The 16,347-nt window shown below is 49.8% G+C and carries 13 protein-coding genes; all 13 read right to left on the bottom strand.

The genetic code is table 11. The features are described 5' to 3' along the window. Nucleotides 1-83 precede the first annotated feature (83 nt). Entirely contained in the window at nt 84-3,935 is a 3,852-nt protein-coding gene (locus tag B9T62_RS29315; protein WP_087918483.1) for an S-layer homology domain-containing protein, read from the bottom strand. Between the two features lie 166 nt (nt 3,936-4,101). Continuing rightward, complete coding sequence (locus B9T62_RS29320) at nt 4,102-5,226, bottom strand: glycosyltransferase family 4 protein (protein WP_087918484.1); 1,125 nt, start codon at nt 5,224-5,226, stop codon at nt 4,102-4,104. Between the two features lie 112 nt (nt 5,227-5,338). Beyond that, complete coding sequence (locus tag B9T62_RS29325; RefSeq protein WP_245864115.1) at nt 5,339-6,097, bottom strand: WecB/TagA/CpsF family glycosyltransferase; 759 nt, start codon at nt 6,095-6,097, stop codon at nt 5,339-5,341. 5 nt (nt 6,098-6,102) lie between these two features. Next, nucleotides 6,103-7,254 (bottom strand): polysaccharide pyruvyl transferase CsaB, encoded by a 1,152-nt coding sequence (csaB, locus tag B9T62_RS29330; RefSeq protein ID WP_087918485.1) that lies wholly within the window; start codon nt 7,252-7,254, stop codon nt 6,103-6,105. Beyond that, a complete protein-coding gene (locus B9T62_RS29335; protein WP_087918486.1) occupies nt 7,230-9,284 on the bottom strand; it encodes a DUF5693 family protein in 2,055 nt (684 codons plus the stop codon). The genes csaB and B9T62_RS29335 overlap by 25 nt, the downstream gene beginning before the upstream one ends. 54 nt (nt 9,285-9,338) lie before the next feature. Further along, a complete protein-coding gene (locus B9T62_RS29340; RefSeq protein ID WP_087918487.1) occupies nt 9,339-11,057 on the bottom strand; it encodes a phospho-sugar mutase in 1,719 nt (572 codons plus the stop codon). 42 nt (nt 11,058-11,099) lie between these two features. Then, on the bottom strand, nt 11,100-11,522 hold the full coding sequence (gene fabZ / locus B9T62_RS29345) for a 3-hydroxyacyl-ACP dehydratase FabZ (RefSeq protein WP_087918488.1): 423 nt from the start codon (nt 11,520-11,522) through the stop codon (nt 11,100-11,102). A gap of 288 nt (nt 11,523-11,810) precedes the next feature. Next, nucleotides 11,811-12,038, bottom strand: a complete 228-nt coding sequence (locus B9T62_RS29350; protein ID WP_087918489.1) for a DNA-directed RNA polymerase subunit beta — start codon at nt 12,036-12,038, stop codon at nt 11,811-11,813. An 8-nt stretch (nt 12,039-12,046) separates the two neighbouring features. Continuing rightward, entirely contained in the window at nt 12,047-12,859 is an 813-nt protein-coding gene (locus B9T62_RS29355; RefSeq protein WP_087918490.1) for a flagellar hook-basal body protein, read from the bottom strand. Between the two features lie 52 nt (nt 12,860-12,911). Further along, a complete protein-coding gene (locus B9T62_RS29360) occupies nt 12,912-13,787 on the bottom strand; it encodes a flagellar hook-basal body protein (protein ID WP_087918491.1) in 876 nt (291 codons plus the stop codon). A gap of 53 nt (nt 13,788-13,840) precedes the next feature. Continuing rightward, a complete protein-coding gene (mreB, locus tag B9T62_RS29365; RefSeq protein ID WP_087918492.1) occupies nt 13,841-14,839 on the bottom strand; it encodes a rod shape-determining protein in 999 nt (332 codons plus the stop codon). A gap of 126 nt (nt 14,840-14,965) precedes the next feature. After that, a complete protein-coding gene (gene spoIIID, locus B9T62_RS29370) occupies nt 14,966-15,253 on the bottom strand; it encodes a sporulation transcriptional regulator SpoIIID (RefSeq protein WP_087918493.1) in 288 nt (95 codons plus the stop codon). Nucleotides 15,254-15,546: 293 nt separating this feature from the next. After that, the gene (locus tag B9T62_RS29375) at nt 15,547-16,287 is read right to left on the bottom strand and encodes a M23 family metallopeptidase (RefSeq protein WP_087918494.1); all 741 of its coding nucleotides are present in this window, start codon (nt 16,285-16,287) and stop codon (nt 15,547-15,549) included. Between the last annotated feature and the right edge of the window lie 60 nt (nt 16,288-16,347).

Below are 16,347 nucleotides of genomic sequence, written 5' to 3' on the forward strand. Positions count from 1 at the left end.
GTAAGATTAAGCTGTTACGTATACGAGCAAACAGCCCACTCGGCAGTAACCACTGCAGATGGGCTGTTTGCTCGTTTCAGCGTTTAGTTAAAGGTCTTGGGGAATATGCTTGTATTCTTCTTCAGCAGCTCTACGGCAATCTTGCCGGCCTCTGCGCGGGTCAGCTTGCCCTTAGGGTTAAAGCTGTACACCGGTTTCTTCTGGCCTGTAATCGTCGAAGCGCTGCCTTCCATGATCTTACCTTTGGATACAGCTTCAATGGCTGGTCTGGAGTAGAAATCCATTTTCCCACTGTCTGTAAAGGATTTAGCCAGACTGTTTACCAGCTTGGCATCATTAGTGGACATCTTCAGCTTGAGTGCCCGGGCAATCATCACGGCTGCCTGTTCACGGGTCAGCGGCTGATCCGGTCCGAAGAATCCGTCGCTTAACCCTGTTACGATCCCGGCTCTGGCGGCTGTTTCAATATGCTTGAAATCCCATGTGGTAGATACAGCTTCCGGCACGATATCGAAGAACGTTTGTTTGTTCGCATCATAGCTGAGCGGAATACTGAGGCCTTTGACCAGCAGCGTGGCGAATTCACCACGGGTAGTTGTATCATCGGCACCAAAAGCATCGGCACGCAGATTGGTCATAATTCCTTTGGAATAAAGACCATTAAGCACATTTCTGGCCCATGGATGGTTGGTGATATCCGTAAACCCACGGCGCATCTTCATTACGGTATAATAACCAAACTCATCAAAGGGAACAGTTACGGTGTGTTTTTTCGTATCTACTTCACCCCCGACGTTCTCCCATTTCCCGGAATCGCTGTAACGGAATACGGTAACAGTCGAGCCTACTTCATCTACAACACTTTTATTGAAGGTCAGCGTTAATTCGCCGCGCTGCGAAGGAACTATTTTGCGTGCCTGATTGTACTGAGTGAAATATCCTTCAATGGAATACGGTGCAATCCCGTTGGTGGACGGAGTATAGGAAGCCGTTCCCTTGGTCCCTACCTCACCAAGACCTCCATTCAGCCAATAAATATCGGACACTCTTGTGAAATTATTTGTTGAGGCTGTAGAAGTGAATCTAAGCGCCAGATCCTGCGGAATCACCAGCGGTACTTTGCCCTCAGGTGTTCTGGAATCGGCCGGGCTGACATTAATGATGTTGCCATAGTCATTCTTGCGCTCTACTACCCCATCGGCTGGATCGGCGATCCCAAACAGCAGCTTGGTATCCGGATAATATTTGGCCGCGCCTGAAGTGGTATAGCCCTTCATAAGCGTTCCTTTGGGGAAGCTCAACTCCAGCCCCTTGTTAAATACGCTATACTTGGCTGCCGGCTTCAGAGCCATAAACTGCGTATCAATCTGTACAGCACTTGCATAATACACTGAAACGGTATCATTCAAGGTTTCCTTGTCGCGGATAATCTGAATCTTGATTGCAGTTGCCTTGTCGGCCTTCAGGCCAACATAGTCATACGTGAAGCGGTTCGGCAGGTCTGTACGTTTTACCGCTTCAAACTTGTCGATCATAACCTTCGTAGCACCTTCTGCTTCGATATCGAAGCGGACAAAGTTCTTGTTGACTACAATCTGGTCACCCACCGTCGCTACCGGAGAGAGGACCAGGTAAGGAGATACCTCGCGTACAATCTCCAGACGTTGTGTGGTCCGCGCCCCTGTTTTGTTGATCAATTCCAGCGTATAGACCTGGCTGCCGGGAGCATCAAATTTGAAATCGCGGATACGCAACAGAAAGTCCTTGGTATTGCCCACATAATCAAATATCTGTCCATTGGTTCCATAAGGCTTAGGTCCAATTCGTTTGAAACCGTCCTGAAGCATATCCGTTTCTCCAACCGAGCTGAAGACCAGATCAGAGCCGCGGTAGAGATTCAGAATGGTTGCGCCACCGCCGCGCAGCACCAGATCGTATTGTGCCTGGTTTGTAGTATATTTATCATCCTTATACACAAATTCAACAGGCAATGCCAGAATTTTGTTCCGTTCGGTCTCATTGGAGAGCGAATTATCAGTGAACAGAGGCCGGGAAGCGCCTAATGTAGGGTGAAACTGAGTGAGATTAGAAATGTTTGTATCGATAACATAAATGCGAATTTCCTTTTTGACTACTCTTTGATTGCCCCCATTGTCTTTGGAAATCCCGGTGAACACAATCTTATTCTCTCCATAGACAAGTGGACCCGTCTGGGTGATCCGAAGATCAAAGTTAAATTTTGGACTAGTTAATTCGAACCAATTCCGTTGACCGTTTGTGTCCGGTGGTAGCACATTGCTGTCTATACCGTTAATCTGCACCTGAGCATTCTCCAAGCCCTCAAATCCGATATATTCTCCGGTTACACTAATTTTATTATTCTCGTTGGAATTGAACTCAAAGGTCTGTCCATCCTGCAAGTTGGCTACATAGATATAGTTCTTGGATACATAAGAAACGTCAGCATTAAGAAACGACTGGGAGCCGGAATACTTAAACTGAACCTTCTGCTGCCCATTGGAAAAGCCAGTGATATGGTAGATATATTCATGAGTACCTAGATCTCCTACACCTGTTACCTGAGTTAACTTCAACGGATTGTTACTTAACGGAAGATAATTAGCCGTCAATGTCTTGGTTCCAGGATCTGTATTGGTCTTAACCAGAATATAGAAGTTGTCAGCTTCCATATTCTGACCACTCAGAGGCAGTTTAGAAATATCCTTAATCGATCCGCTACCAGGATAACCCTTAAGGTACAAAATATCAGTAATTACGGTTTCGTCCTTCAGATAATTATAGGAATACATCAGACCCATACTGTAGCTACCGTAATCGACAGACAGATTAAAGTCATTGCTCCCGGCCGCGATCACCAAATCATCTGAGGTGTTGAATTTCACCAGCCGGTAGGCAGGAGTAATGCCATCCGGTCCAGGAATAATTACTTCTGCATCTACATTAAGTGTTGCGATAGGGACAGGCGTTGAACTGCCTTTATTTATGGTAAGAACACCTTTGGAGGCAAATGTGTCTTTATTGTAGGGAACCAGAATTTCTCCCTTAAAGCCAGCTTTCGCTGCGGCCGCTGTCAAGGTAGGCGTTTTGTCCAGCAGATTGTACGCAACCCCGCCATGCATCAGGCTCAGGGCAGCAAATGGCTGGTCCTTGTCAAAGAAATATACCTCACGGTCAATAGTTATAGAATCGGAAGCGTTCTGAATAATAATTTTCAACGTGCTTAGCCCTGGATTTAAGGTCAGAGCAGGAGTGAAAAAAGTACCGTCTTCCAGCAGTGAGGTCTGCATGCCTGTTCCCCCATTAACGGATACGGTTACTCTTGTTGCATTGGCTACCTTACCCTGCAACGTAACCGAGGATACGGGAACTACAACCTGTGTGCCTTCATTGAGATCCAGGGCAGCCGGGCCGCCAAGTATCTGAAGCGAAGTTACATAAGGAACTCTGTCAAACAATACATAAAAGGATTCGGAACGCTGCAGATTACCCTGCATCCCAGAGAATGTTACTTTATTGAATCCGTTGTACAGAACTACTCCACTGGTCGTGAAGCGGTTGTCCGGGCTGTTAACATCGGTCTGCACCGAACCTGTGGTTAAGCGTGTAGGGTCAGTCTCCCACTTTGTGCCTTTCTGGGTTAGCTGTTCCACTGTAACCTTCATCGTCGAGGCCGTTACCTGCGCATACGTACCTGTAATGTTTAAAGTCTGACTGCTGGTCTTATAAACATGATCCCTGGTAATACTATCTGTGATATTCGGGTCCAGTGAAACGGTATTCCGCAAACTGAGATCATCCGGACTGAAGTATGTGGTGCTTGCTGCTGCCGCGGTGGGCATATATCGGCCTGGAAACATCGAAACGATCATGGCCGCCAGCAGCAGCCAAACGAACGGTCTCTTAATGCGTTGCATGTGTATATCTCTCCTTTGATTGTCAGTTCTCTTAAGGCCCTGTTTTGTTCTTTATCGGCCAATGTCAGAGAAATTTTTAGCAAATACAGCAAAAAACTCATCCTAAGCAGGATGAGTTCTGTAAAATCAGGAAATGATTAGCGAAATAATAGCGATTGAATAGGGATTACTTGGAGCCGCGCTGCGGATTAGCCTTCACACGCAAGCGGATAAAGAAATCAATCAGCGGCCGTTTGGTTTTGCTGATCACGCCGGTAATTTCTGCACCGATCTGCAGGAAGAAGAGCATGACGCAAATCACTACAAACGTAACCCAGTTGGCTTCGTAAAGTGCAGCTGAAGATTGAATTACGGCCAGCACACCGAAAAATGCAGCTATGCCATAAATGATCAGCACCGTCTGGCGATGGCTAAAGCCAAGCTCGCGGAGGCAGTGGTGCAGATGGCCTTTGTCCGGAGCGAAAATTGGTTTCTTCTGCAGCTTGCGCCGCACAATCGCGAAGAAAGTATCTGAAAGCGGAACCCCGATAATCAGGAGTGGAGTGATAAAGGAAACGACCGCAATCTGCTTAAAGCCAAGCAAGGCAAGCAGGGCCAGACAGAATCCAAGAAACAACGAACCCGTATCTCCCATAAAAATCTTAGCGGGATGAAAATTGAAGAACAGAAAACCGACTATGCTTCCAAGCAGCAGCAGACAGAGCAACGCAACCATTGTATTGCCCATCAGCAAAGCCATCACGGCAATGGTGGCAATGGCTATGCCCGACACCCCGGCGGCAAGCCCGTCCAGCCCGTCAATCAAATTCACGGCATTGGTAACCCCAACAATCCAGAAGATCGTCAGAGGTACAGATATCCATGTTTCCAGTGAAGAATACGTATTATTAAATGGAATATTTACGAAGTCCACAGTAATGCCAAAACCGAACACTACGATGCATGCTGCAGCTAGCTGACCCAGCAGCTTCACCTTGGCCGACAATTCGAACCGGTCATCCAGCGCACCAATGAGTACTATCAATCCGCCGCCACAGAGCAGCGCTTTGATAAAGTTAGCCTCCCGGGGAGTGAAATCATAAGGAATAATTGGCAATACGGCAAGCAGGCCTAACACAAACGCCAGAAAAATACCAAGTCCGCCAAGGCGGGGCATAATTCTCGTATGCACTTTACGGGCATTCGGAACATCTGTTGCGCCTATTTTTATAGCGAATTTCTTCACAAAAGGCGTCAGCCCTAACGCTAGCCCCATGCAGACGATGAATCCGGCGATGTATATCATTAACATTTGATTCGCGACCTCCATTTCTCTACCGCATTGAATTATACGCTGTTGCAAAACCAAACTCCAATTCCGTTTTTGGGCTATTCATTTGATTTTTTCAGTAAAAAACCGCATTTCACTCAACTTTTGTTACTTTATCTTTCTCGCGCACCACTTTTAATACGAATTTCGGCAACGCAAGCATTCTTTTGTAACGTGTTGGTTCCTTCAGAAGACGGTATAACCACTCCATCCGTACTTTTTGAAAGGCTTTGGGTGCTCTGCGGGTCTTGCCGGAAATCACATCAAAGCTTCCCCCGACTCCCATCATAACGGGAATATTTAATCTGGACTTGTATTTGGCTATCCAAGGCTCCTGGCTGTCTGCACCCCGGGCGACGAATAGGAGGTCAGGAGCGGTTTCCTTAATTCCGTCGATAACCTCCTCGTCTGAATCCGGTCCAAAAAATCCGTCACGATATCCGGCGATCACGATCCCCGGATATTGCATTTGTAATCTGGCGGAGGTCTCCTGAATCACCTCGGGTGTAGATCCCAGGAGATATACTTTCCAATGATAGCTTTCTCCCACCCGCAGCAATTCATGTAACAGGTCAAATCCAGCAACCCGCTCCGTGACAGGCTCTTTGCAATATTCAGCTGCCCATACAACTCCTGTTCCGTCGGGAACAACCAACTCCGCCGATTTCATAATGTCCATGTAGGATGGATTATCCAGCGCCGCCATAATCATGATGGGATTTGCAGTAATGACTTGATGAGGCATACGATTCTCTACCGCATCCGTAAGATAGGCTACGGTTGCAGCCATATCGATTTTGGATACCCGAACACCAAAGATAGGTACATTGGGGATTACACTTTCTGCTTTCACTTGAATCACCCTTCATGGTGGAAATAATCTACAATTCGTTTAGCTGGCGCCTCTGCTTCCTGAATGAGCGCAGCAATCAACGGCTCCCGTGCAGCTCTCCAGGCTGTTTGCGAGGCCAACAGCTGCAGCACTTCCCCAGCAACCGCCTCACCCGTCAGATCAGCAGTTCGTCCGATTGGTGCGGCGTCTATCCTGTTCAGGAAATGATCGATCTTCGGATCATAAGAAACACCGACCATCGGCACCCGTCTGCCGGCTGCATAGATCAGACTATGCAGCCGCATACCGATCAGCAGATCACATTGTCCTACCTCACGCAGCATCTGTTGAGGATGCAGCGCGTCCTCGCACAGACTGACCGAACCGCCATGCTGCGTAATGCCAACAGTCAGCTTGTCCATTATATAACGCGAAGCTTGATTATCTGAAGAATGATGGAAAGGCAGGAACCGCAGATGGAACGGCTGCTCCGCAGAAGCCAGCAACAGTCCTTCAGTAAGAGCATCAAGCTCCCGCCGGTCCTGCTCCCAGAACCGGACTGATATTCCGACCAGCGGAAGTGTGTGTTCATTAACCGGACGGTGAGGAAGCCCCGCTGCTTCGCTGAACTGCTGTTCATCAGGCAACGTCAGACCCATTACAGGATCAGGCACAACATCAATACTACCTGTCTGCAGCCCCATGGAACCAAGCAACTGACGTGATTGCTCATCGCGCACAGAAACATAGCTGCACTTGCGAAAGACCCCTTTGATCATAGGGTGGAACCACTTGCGGTTAACGGGGCCGATGCCTTGGGCATAAATAAAAGTTGGCTTGCCCATCCACTGCGCAAGCTTAAGAACCCCAAGATAATACGGAATGCTTTTGGTGCCTGTTACATCCTGCAGCAGACTGCCGCCTCCGCTGATCACCCCTGAGCTCTCGGAGATCGCCCGGCGAACCTCGCCAAGCCTCATCCGGTGAACAGACCTCACACCGTAAGTGGTGCTAGTCCATTCAGGATCAATCGAGAGAACTACCGGCTCTATATGGATTCCGCCAGCTTCAGCATGCTTCTGCAGAGCGATCAGGATCGATTGCAGCACAGCCTCATCCCCGCTGTTACGGAAGCCGTAATACCCTGAGATTACTATTTGTGTAGAAGCGGCACCCATCGTTTCCAACACCTTTCAGCAATCTGCCATACGATAACCGCTATAATACCGATAACTAGACCAAGTCCCAGGCCAAGCAGCCCACGGATCAGCGAAATGATCACCGGTGAATGGATATGGGCAAAGGTATCGACCATCGAGAGCTGGGCAATAACTGCGATAATGAAGATAAAGGCGGCACTGCGGTATCTATAGGCAAGAAAAGCGCCAAGGATAAACATCGGATGTCCCAGCATAAATTCTTTGTTGCGTGGCCGTACGCCTACCGTATTCTCCAGGAAGGTTCGCAGGAACATTTCCAGCGGACCTGCGGTGCCGCTGTTTCCGGTACGCTCCAGATAATATTTGCCGACGACCAATACAATCCCGGCTGCAACGACCCAGGCCAGGATAATGGGTCTGCGCAACAGCATTGTAACCTTCTCCAGCAAACCTGCTCTCTTGAAAGCAATATCCCCACGGTATAGAAGCACATACAAGGCGATAAGTGCGATCGGTGCCAGATGGAGCAGACTTACACCCCGGAACTGGTTCAGGACCAGGCTATAGGTAACATTGTTGAGCAATGCAATCATAAACGGTACAGCACTTAAGGAGATGAGTGCAGTCTTCACATACAGCACCAGGCTGTGCGCCAGCCGCCGCTGCGGACTCATAACCGCATAAGTTAGCGCATTGGCACGCAGGGGTGGTCCCATCTCATTAATTTTGCGAATGGCCAGAATTACCGCGACCGTTGGCGCACTGATCGACACGGCAAGTGCCAAGGCCTGCTCAAACAGCTCCGGCTTCAGCACCATTAATCCCGCACTTCCAAGCAATCCGAGGCCAAAGGCAAGCAGCGTCAGCCAAGGAATAAAATAGGAAATCATCAGGGCGACCATTGCAACCGCACCAATAACAGCTACTAATTTGAAATAACGCTGATAAGCGGAATCCGTAACCTCAAAAGCAGTGGCTTGTCCGAGCGTAAAACCATTGTCACGGATCTGCTCGACAGCTCCCCCAGGCTCGCTCAGGCTTGTAATGAGGTTATCCAGCGTATCTGTAATCTGGGCTTTGGAGGTATCCCTCAGCGGAATGGTATTCAGGTATAGCATCCGGATATTGCGGTCCTTGGTAGCCAGGGCAAAGCGGTCGGAGATCTTCTTGGGATCAAGCCCGGAATCACTTTCGCTAAGCGAATACAACCGGGTAACGTTATAATCCAGCCCGTATGCCAGCTTATTGAACCCTTTTTGCTGTTTTTTGATATTCTCAATCGCAGCAATGCCGATGCCATGCTCCTTGAGCAGCTCTGTGAAGTCATCCAGACTCTTCAGTTCCTCATTATCATTAAAGCCTTTGACAGACTCCCCTTCAAAAAGAATCCGTTTGACGCCCAGCTCCTCGTAGCTTGCGAGCAGTTTGGTCATCGCTTCCTGATTGTATGGCAGGGAATCCACCAGACGCGGAACGATGCTAAAACCCTTATCATGCAGCATCTTCATTGTAATCGGATCAGGCTGCATCGGCTTCAAGGTGGCATCCTCCAGAGGGGTGCGAATGATAATTCCCTGCTGTCCCCGGAAGCTCCACGATTCTGTCTCAATTCCAAGATTGCTGAAGCTTTCTTGAATAACCGGGGCTATAGCCTCGTAATTAGCCTCACTGGTAAAAACCACATACGTATAATTCTCATTCTCGGGAATGACCGTATTGGTCTGATTGGCGATGTCAGACGCACCCCAGAACATTAGGCGGCGCGCCTTGCGGAAATCCTCAAGGTTATTCTCATAAATCGCCATGCTCCCTACGCCGGCTTCCTTCAAACGATCCAACTGCTGGGATAGATAATCCTGCGGATTCGCACGGTAACTGGCTACATCCACCAGATCGCGGTAATCAAATACGAATTCAACCGTTTTGGATGTTTTCTCCGTCTGTAAGCGATCATAGACGACCGGGAGGGCGGCAATAATGCCGACCACCACGATCATCCAGAGCCATTTGCGCGATGAAATATTCCAACGCTGCCATTTCTGCTGCACTTAATAGTACCTCCTCTTTCACTTCAAAAGCCGTTCCCGCTTCAATTTCTTCTATTATTCCCCGTCAACACGGGCCATAACCTGCTTCGAAAGCGCGGCGACCTTGTCCTTGGCATTCTGCAGGGACTCACCTACTACGGCAAAATACACCTTGATTTTGGGCTCTGTGCCCGAAGGACGCAGGCAGAACCAGGAGCCGTCAGCCAGCAAATACTTCAACACATTTTCTTTGGGCAAGCCATTTAGTCCAAGCGCATAGTCCTGGATCTCGCTTACTGCCAAACCGGCAATTTTCTGCGGCGGATTGCTGCGCCATTCGTTCATGATTCCCTGAATTTGAGCAACTCCGTCCTTGCCCTTTAGCGTGCGGGATTCCAGGCTCTCCAGGAAATATCCAAACTGCTCGTACAAGCCCTGTAGCACATCATATAGGGTTTTGCCTTGTGCTTTATAATAAGCGCCTGCTTCGGCAATCAGCATGGCGGCCAGCACAGCATCTTTGTCACGGGCATAATTGCCGGCCAGATAGCCGTAGCTCTCCTCATAGCCGAACAGGTACGTATAGTCTCCGGATTGTTCGAATTGGGTCATTTTCTCGCCAATATATTTGAAGCCAGTGAGCGTATTGAACACCGTCGCACCATAATGCGATGCTACTGCGGCACCCATTTCGCTGGTTACGATCGTCTTCACAACCGCGCCGTTGCTTGGCAGCTTGCCTTGTTCCTGCAGGCGGCTCAAATAATAATGGATCATCAGCGCGCCGGATTGATTGCCGGAGAGTACAACGAATTTGCCTTCGTTATCACGAACCACAGCACCCATCCGGTCAGCATCAGGATCTGTGCCGATCAGCAGGTCGGCATTCAGCTCCTCACCAAGCTTCATAGCCAGCGTGAAGGCCTCACGCTCCTCTGGGTTGGGCGATTTCACTGTGGAGAATTCAGAATCCGGCTGCTCTTGCTCAGGCACAACATGAACCGCTGTGAACCCGATCTTGGAAAGCACCTGGCGAACCGGAAGATTCCCGGTGCCATGCAGTGGAGTGTAGACGATTCTGAAATCACGGCCGAGACTGGCAGCAATCTCTTCACTAGCCAAGCTGACTGCAGCCACAGTATCTGTAAATGCTTCATCAGCTGCGTCGTCCAACCAGTGCAGCAAGCCCTGGCTCTCTGCTTCTTCCTGCGACAGACGTTTCACACCGTCAAACGGGTCCACCTCTAATATGTAGGAAATGACCTCCTCCGCTTCATGCGGCACAAGCTGGCCCCCATCCGAGTTATATACCTTGTAGCCGTTGTATTCAGGCGGGTTATGGCTGGCGGTAATCACAATGCCCCCAGTGGCCTTAAGATGACGTACGCTGAAGGACAGCTGCGGAGTGGAACGCAGCGAACGGAACAGATAGGTCTCAATCCCGTTGGCGGCCAGCACCAGTGCAGCCTCGAGCGTGAATTCAGGAGAGAAACGCCGCGAATCATGGGCGATGACCACGGAAGGTCTGCCTTCTGATACAGGCTGCTCCAGAATGAAGTTAGCGAAGCCTTGCGTCGCTCTGCCTACTGTATATTTGTTCATCCGGTTGCTGCCTGCTCCAATAATTCCGCGCAGTCCGCCTGTGCCAAATTCCAGATCTCTATAGAAACGTTCCTCCAGTTCCTTCGGCTGATCCTTCAGAGCGTTCAGCTCAGCTTTGGTTTCAGTATCCACAGCAGGGTTCTCCAGCCATCTTGTTAAGGTCTCAGCGGCTTTTGGGCTTAATTCAGTCATAACAAATCTCCCCTTCTCCAAATATGTTATAGAAACAGTGCGCTAGCTAAGTGCAAACATAATTTCTCCGGAAGCAACCACCTTGCCATCCACCTTGGCCGAAGCCTGACCCTTGCCGATGCTGCCCTTGAGACGGGTGATCTCTACTTCGAGCGTGAGCGTATCTCCGGGAACGACCTGCCCCCGGAAACGGAAGCCATCCAGTCCAGCCAGGAATCCGATCTTGCCCTTGTTGGCCTCTAGTCCAAGAATGGCAACCGCGCCCACCTGAGCCAGCGCCTCTGTGATCAACACGCCAGGCATAACGGGATAACCGGGGAAATGTCCGGTGAAAAAGGGTTCGTTAATCGTTACATTTTTGATGCCCACAGCCCGTTTGCCCATTTCGATCTCGGTAATTCTGTCAACCAGCAGAAATGGGGGCCGATGGGGTATGATTTCTTGAATTTGTTTAATATCCAGCATGATGATGTAACTCCTTTCGGATCGAACCGGTGCTTAATGACCGGCTGCCAAGGTATGGATTGGTTTTATTCTTTACCGCCTGCATAAATTTAGGCAGGTTCGGCAAAAACTATAATTATCCTTCACCACTGCAGAAGTGGAGGTTGAGATAAGGGGCTTTCTCCACCGCACGCGGCAGCATGGCGGGGAGGGCCCTTTTTGCTGCCCTAAGCCCCCCATCATTATACATTTTTCAGTATAAAAAAGAAAACTCCCCTGCACAACAAGGGAGTTTATAAAACAAGCTATTCAGGGAGCAAACACCAGATCGTAAACATGTTTCCATGTGCTCCACTGCAGAACATCACTAAATTCTCTTTTGCCTACGATGACATAACCGGCGACCAGGCCGCCTCCCAGCGCCGCCACAAGCAGCAAGGGGATCAGGAACCACTGGGTTATGCTCCACTTCGAAATCCCACGCTTTCGCTCCTGCTTCTGCGTGTCATCAGGCTTAGACTTCTCCTGAGTACTCATTCCTTCACCTACCCGCGCAAGTTATTGGCCAGACCAAGCATCTGGTCGCTGGAGGACAACGCCCGGGACATCAGCTGGTACGTGCGCTGAATCTTCATCATCTCGGTTGTCTGCTCGGCCAAATCCACATTGGACTTCTCCAGATAGCCGGAGCTGACGCCCACTTCCGTGGATGCTTTGGTTGTAAACGCCTGCTGGTCTGTAACTCCGTCTGCCAGTATATAATAGTTGCCGTCTGCTGCCTGCAGTGCGTTCTGACTGCTCGGCTCCACGATCATGATTCGTCCTGCAACCTGCGGCTTGTCGCTATCGTTGACCTTCGTCAGCACCTGCCCTGACTCGTCGATAGCGGCACTAACGCCGATAGGCACTGTCATGGGCCGGCCCTGAGTGTTAAGTACAGGATTGCTTTGACCGTCTACAAGCACCATCCGCTTCGGATCCGCAGAGTCAGGGATAAAGTTGAAATTGCCCTGGCGTGTATACGCCATAGTATCCCCCACCTGCACCCCAAACAATCCATTGCCCCGCAGCGCCAGATCGGTTGGCTTGCCGGTTTCCTGCAACGGTCCTTCTTCCCAATTGCTAGTAATGGAAGGAACAAGTACACCGAAGCCAATGTTGAAGCCCAGAGGCATACTGCGGCCCGGCTGGTCATAATCCTTGGACTGCTGCTGCACACGTGTCAGCACATCTTCGAAGGAGCCTTCCTTGCTCTTGTAGCCGTTAGTATCAATATTCGCAACGTTGTCAGCGATAATATCAAGCCGCTGCTGGAGGCTGGACATGGAGACGACTGCTGCAATGGTCGAGTTGTTCAAGAATCATACCTCCTGAATGCTTGATGAGTAAAGTGCGGTTCACGATTTAAGCCTATACTCTGCCGATTTCGGTGACGGCCTTCTGCAGGGTGCTGTCATAGAACTGAATCACCTTCTGGTTAGCCTCGTAAGCGCGGTAGGCCGCATTCATATCCACAGTTACCTGTGCGGCATCCACATTGGAATTCTCGAGATAGCCTTGGCGCACCTGCATATTGTCAGCTGCTTCGGCATATCGCACCTCTGCTACCTCCGGCTCCTCGGCATGGAACACACCGTTTCCGTCTCGAACCAGCTGCTGCGGCCGCGTAACAATACTGATCCCCAGCTTAGGGCCGGCAGCAAGACCTGTAGCCGGGTCAATCAGATTACCCTGCCCATCCACCTTAAGGTTATCCAGAGAGCCTGTGAGCACCATAGGATTGCCTGTGGCATCGAGCACTCTGAAGCCTCCAGCGCTGAGAACGTCGCCTGCCGTATTTACCGTAAAGCTTCCGTTGCGTGTATATAAATTATTGCCTTCATTATCCTGAACCGTAAAGAACGCCTGCGGCCGGTAGATGACCTCACCGTCAGGATTAATATATTTGCCTGATCCGTCGAATTGAATGTTCTCACCTGTTGCGGGATCCGCCACCTGCAGGTCACTTGAAATTGCAAAATCAGCCGGTTTGCCGCTCTCGAGCAGGTCACCCTGTACATATTGCGAGATCGACTGCTCGGCAAACACGCCTGTATTCAGACGGCCAATCTTCTCGCTTGTCCCGTGGCTTATAGCAGAAATCAGCACATCGGGAAAAGCATGGCTGACACTGTCGACCTGCTTGTACCCGGTTGTATTCAGATTGGCGATGTTCTGCGTAGCTGTGTCATGCCTGCGCTGCTGTGTTACCATTCCGGCAGCCGCCGTATATAAACCTCTAATCATAAGGGCAATCCCCTTCCCACAAATTCTACTATCCTATATATCATATCGGCGGATCAGAATTTTTTCTTAACAACCTTGTCTAAATGATCCAGCATGATGCCGGTTCCTTTAACCACACAATGCATCGGGTCCTCCGCGATCCACACGGGCACATGAAGCTCCTCTGAGAGCAGCTCGTCCAGCCCGTTAAGCAGCGCACCTCCACCAGTGAGTACAACACCACGGTCAATAATATCCGCAGACAGCTCCGGCGGCGTACGCTCCAGCACCGATTTGGCTGCAGCCACAATGGAGGACACCGGTTCCCATAAGGCTTCTTTCACTTCGCCCGCTGTAATTGTAAGCGTCTGGGGAAGTCCGCTTACCATTCCACGACCACGAATATCCATCTCTGCCTGCATGCCGCTAGGACGAACCGTACCGATCATAACCTTGATATCCTCTGCCGTACGCTCACCGATCAATAATTTATATTTCTGTTTAATGTATCGTAAAATGGCCTCGTCGAACTTGTTCCCCGCGACTTTAATGGAAGAGGCGGTAACGACGTCGCCCATAGAAAGCACGGCCACATCCGTCGTTCCGCCGCCAATATCGACGACCATATTCCCGCTCGGCTGATATATATCCATACCTGCACCGATCGCTGCGGCCTTAGGCTCTTCCTCCATAAACACTTCCTTGGCCCCGCTGCGTTCTGCCGCTTCCCGGATAGACTTCTGTTCTACAGAAGTGATATTCGTAGGAGCGCATATCAGAATACGGGGCCTTGAGTACCAGGTGCGGCCGCCAACACGATCGAGAAAATATTTCAGCATCGTTTCCGTAATCTCAAAATCTGCAATGACGCCGTCCCGCAAAGGACGGATCGTTATGATATTGCCGGGTGTACGCCCCACCATCCGGCGTGCCTGCTCTCCCACCGCAAGGACTCGCTTCGTATCACTTTCAAGTGTGACCACGGAAGGTTCATCCAGAACGACTCCCCTTCCTTTAACGTGAATGAGCACATTGGCCGTGCCGAGATCGATTCCGATATCCTTGCTAAGCATAATGAAAGAGCCCCCAAAGTGTTATTTTAAATAATGTCCGCAGTTCATGCCAAATTTAAAAATACCATACTTTAGGGGAATTATACAATGTATTAAAGCTGAAAAGACCGTCAATTTCCGAAAATGTTATGGCTTTGCCGCTACTGAAACTTCACGCTTTTTTCCCGTTGTTTTTTTATATTTAATTTTTGTGGCTTCTCCCCCCCGAAGATGACGAATTGACTTGTGATATTCGAGAATGTGCTTCACCTGATCGGCCAGATCAGGGTTAATCTCCGGCAAACGTTCTGTTAAATCCTTATGCACCGTGCTTTTTGATACGCCAAATTCCTTGGCTATAGTCCGGACCGTATGCCTGGTTTCCACGATGCAGCGTCCGATCTTGATCGTACGTTCCTTGATGTAATCGTGCACGCTCCCGCCTCCCAACTGAGGATAGTTTGGTACATTATATGAGGGGCGGGCCTATATATTCGCGCTTTCAGGACATGACAAGCTGGGGGAGGCTCATTTTATTTAAAGGACAACCTTAAAAAGGGGCTTGAAGTCCCTCCATTCCAAGTAGAAACGGCTTCGCCGCTCTCTGGAAGAAGCGGTATCCGTTTCTGCGAGAAATAGAAGGATAAATTATGGCGTGAAACCTATAAATTCTTATATTGCGCAAAAAAAGCAGGAGGCTTTTGCCCCCTGCTCTCTTTATGATCTGCTTAGCGCTGCGGCAGTAAATCCGTTGGATTGACCACTTCGCCATCCTCATACACTTCAAAATGTACATGGTTGCCAAGATTCTTCTCAATTTCACTGCGGCCTGCGGCGGCAAGCGTGTCCCCCTGCTTCACCACATCACCTTGCTTGACCTTAACCTCGCCAAGGCTCTGATACACAGTCTTCAGATTGCCCTGATGGGTAATCTCCACGACGGTACCGAAGATGGTCGCGTCCTGCTCCACCCGTGTGACCTCACCGCTGAGCGCTGCTTTTACATCAAAGGGCTTGTTGTCTTCACGGGCAATATCAATGCCGACATTGGGAATAAATTTGTCGTTGTATTGCACCATCGCTGCAACATGATTGTCTTCCGTTCCGTTCTCATCATAGTACGGCTTGACGACTTCCACTTCCGCTGGATTGGCTACCGGCCAGACCAGGCTTTCCGCTGAAGCTACCACTTCCAGAGCATCCGGCCCGGTCTGCGCGCCGGCTGCTTCATTGGCGGTTCCGTTCTGTGGTGCGACGGCTGCAGTGTCTGTGTTAAGCGGCTTGGTTCCGGCATCCTGGTAGACCCACACCAAGGTTAGTATAATTGCCGCTGCCGCCGTGTACACTGCCGGGAATACCCACCGTTTGGAGAAAATTCTGTTCCATGAAGAAGGCTTCGCGCCTGAATCTCCCTGCTTGTTTTTGAGAGATTCATCATGGTTTGGTTTGTTTTTGTCTTGTTCATTCATAGTTTATCACCTCAGTAACCAGTGTTACCGGGCGCTTCGCTTTTATACGTATCTTGCAAC

The sequence above is a fragment of the Paenibacillus donghaensis genome (genome assembly GCF_002192415.1).
Lineage (GTDB): Bacteria > Bacillota > Bacilli > Paenibacillales > Paenibacillaceae > Paenibacillus_AQ > Paenibacillus_AQ donghaensis.

What these genes read in the sequence shown, in the direction of transcription:
- B9T62_RS29315 (WP_087918483.1), bottom strand. Translation starts at nt 3,935, where the DNA reads ATGCAACGCATTAAGAGACCGTTCGTTTGGCTGCTGCTGGCGGCCATG.
- B9T62_RS29320 (WP_087918484.1), bottom strand. Translation starts at nt 5,226, where the DNA reads ATGTTAATGATATACATCGCCGGATTCATCGTCTGCATGGGGCTAGCG.
- csaB (WP_087918485.1), bottom strand. Translation starts at nt 7,254, where the DNA reads ATGGGTGCCGCTTCTACACAAATAGTAATCTCAGGGTATTACGGCTTC.
- B9T62_RS29340 (WP_087918487.1), bottom strand. Translation starts at nt 11,057, where the DNA reads ATGACTGAATTAAGCCCAAAAGCCGCTGAGACCTTAACAAGATGGCTG.
- fabZ (WP_087918488.1), bottom strand. Translation starts at nt 11,522, where the DNA reads ATGCTGGATATTAAACAAATTCAAGAAATCATACCCCATCGGCCCCCA.
- B9T62_RS29350 (WP_087918489.1), bottom strand. Translation starts at nt 12,038, where the DNA reads ATGAGTACTCAGGAGAAGTCTAAGCCTGATGACACGCAGAAGCAGGAG.
- B9T62_RS29360 (WP_087918491.1), bottom strand. Translation starts at nt 13,787, where the DNA reads ATGATTAGAGGTTTATATACGGCGGCTGCCGGAATGGTAACACAGCAG.
- mreB (WP_087918492.1), bottom strand. Translation starts at nt 14,839, where the DNA reads ATGCTTAGCAAGGATATCGGAATCGATCTCGGCACGGCCAATGTGCTC.
- B9T62_RS29375 (WP_087918494.1), bottom strand. Translation starts at nt 16,287, where the DNA reads ATGAATGAACAAGACAAAAACAAACCAAACCATGATGAATCTCTCAAA.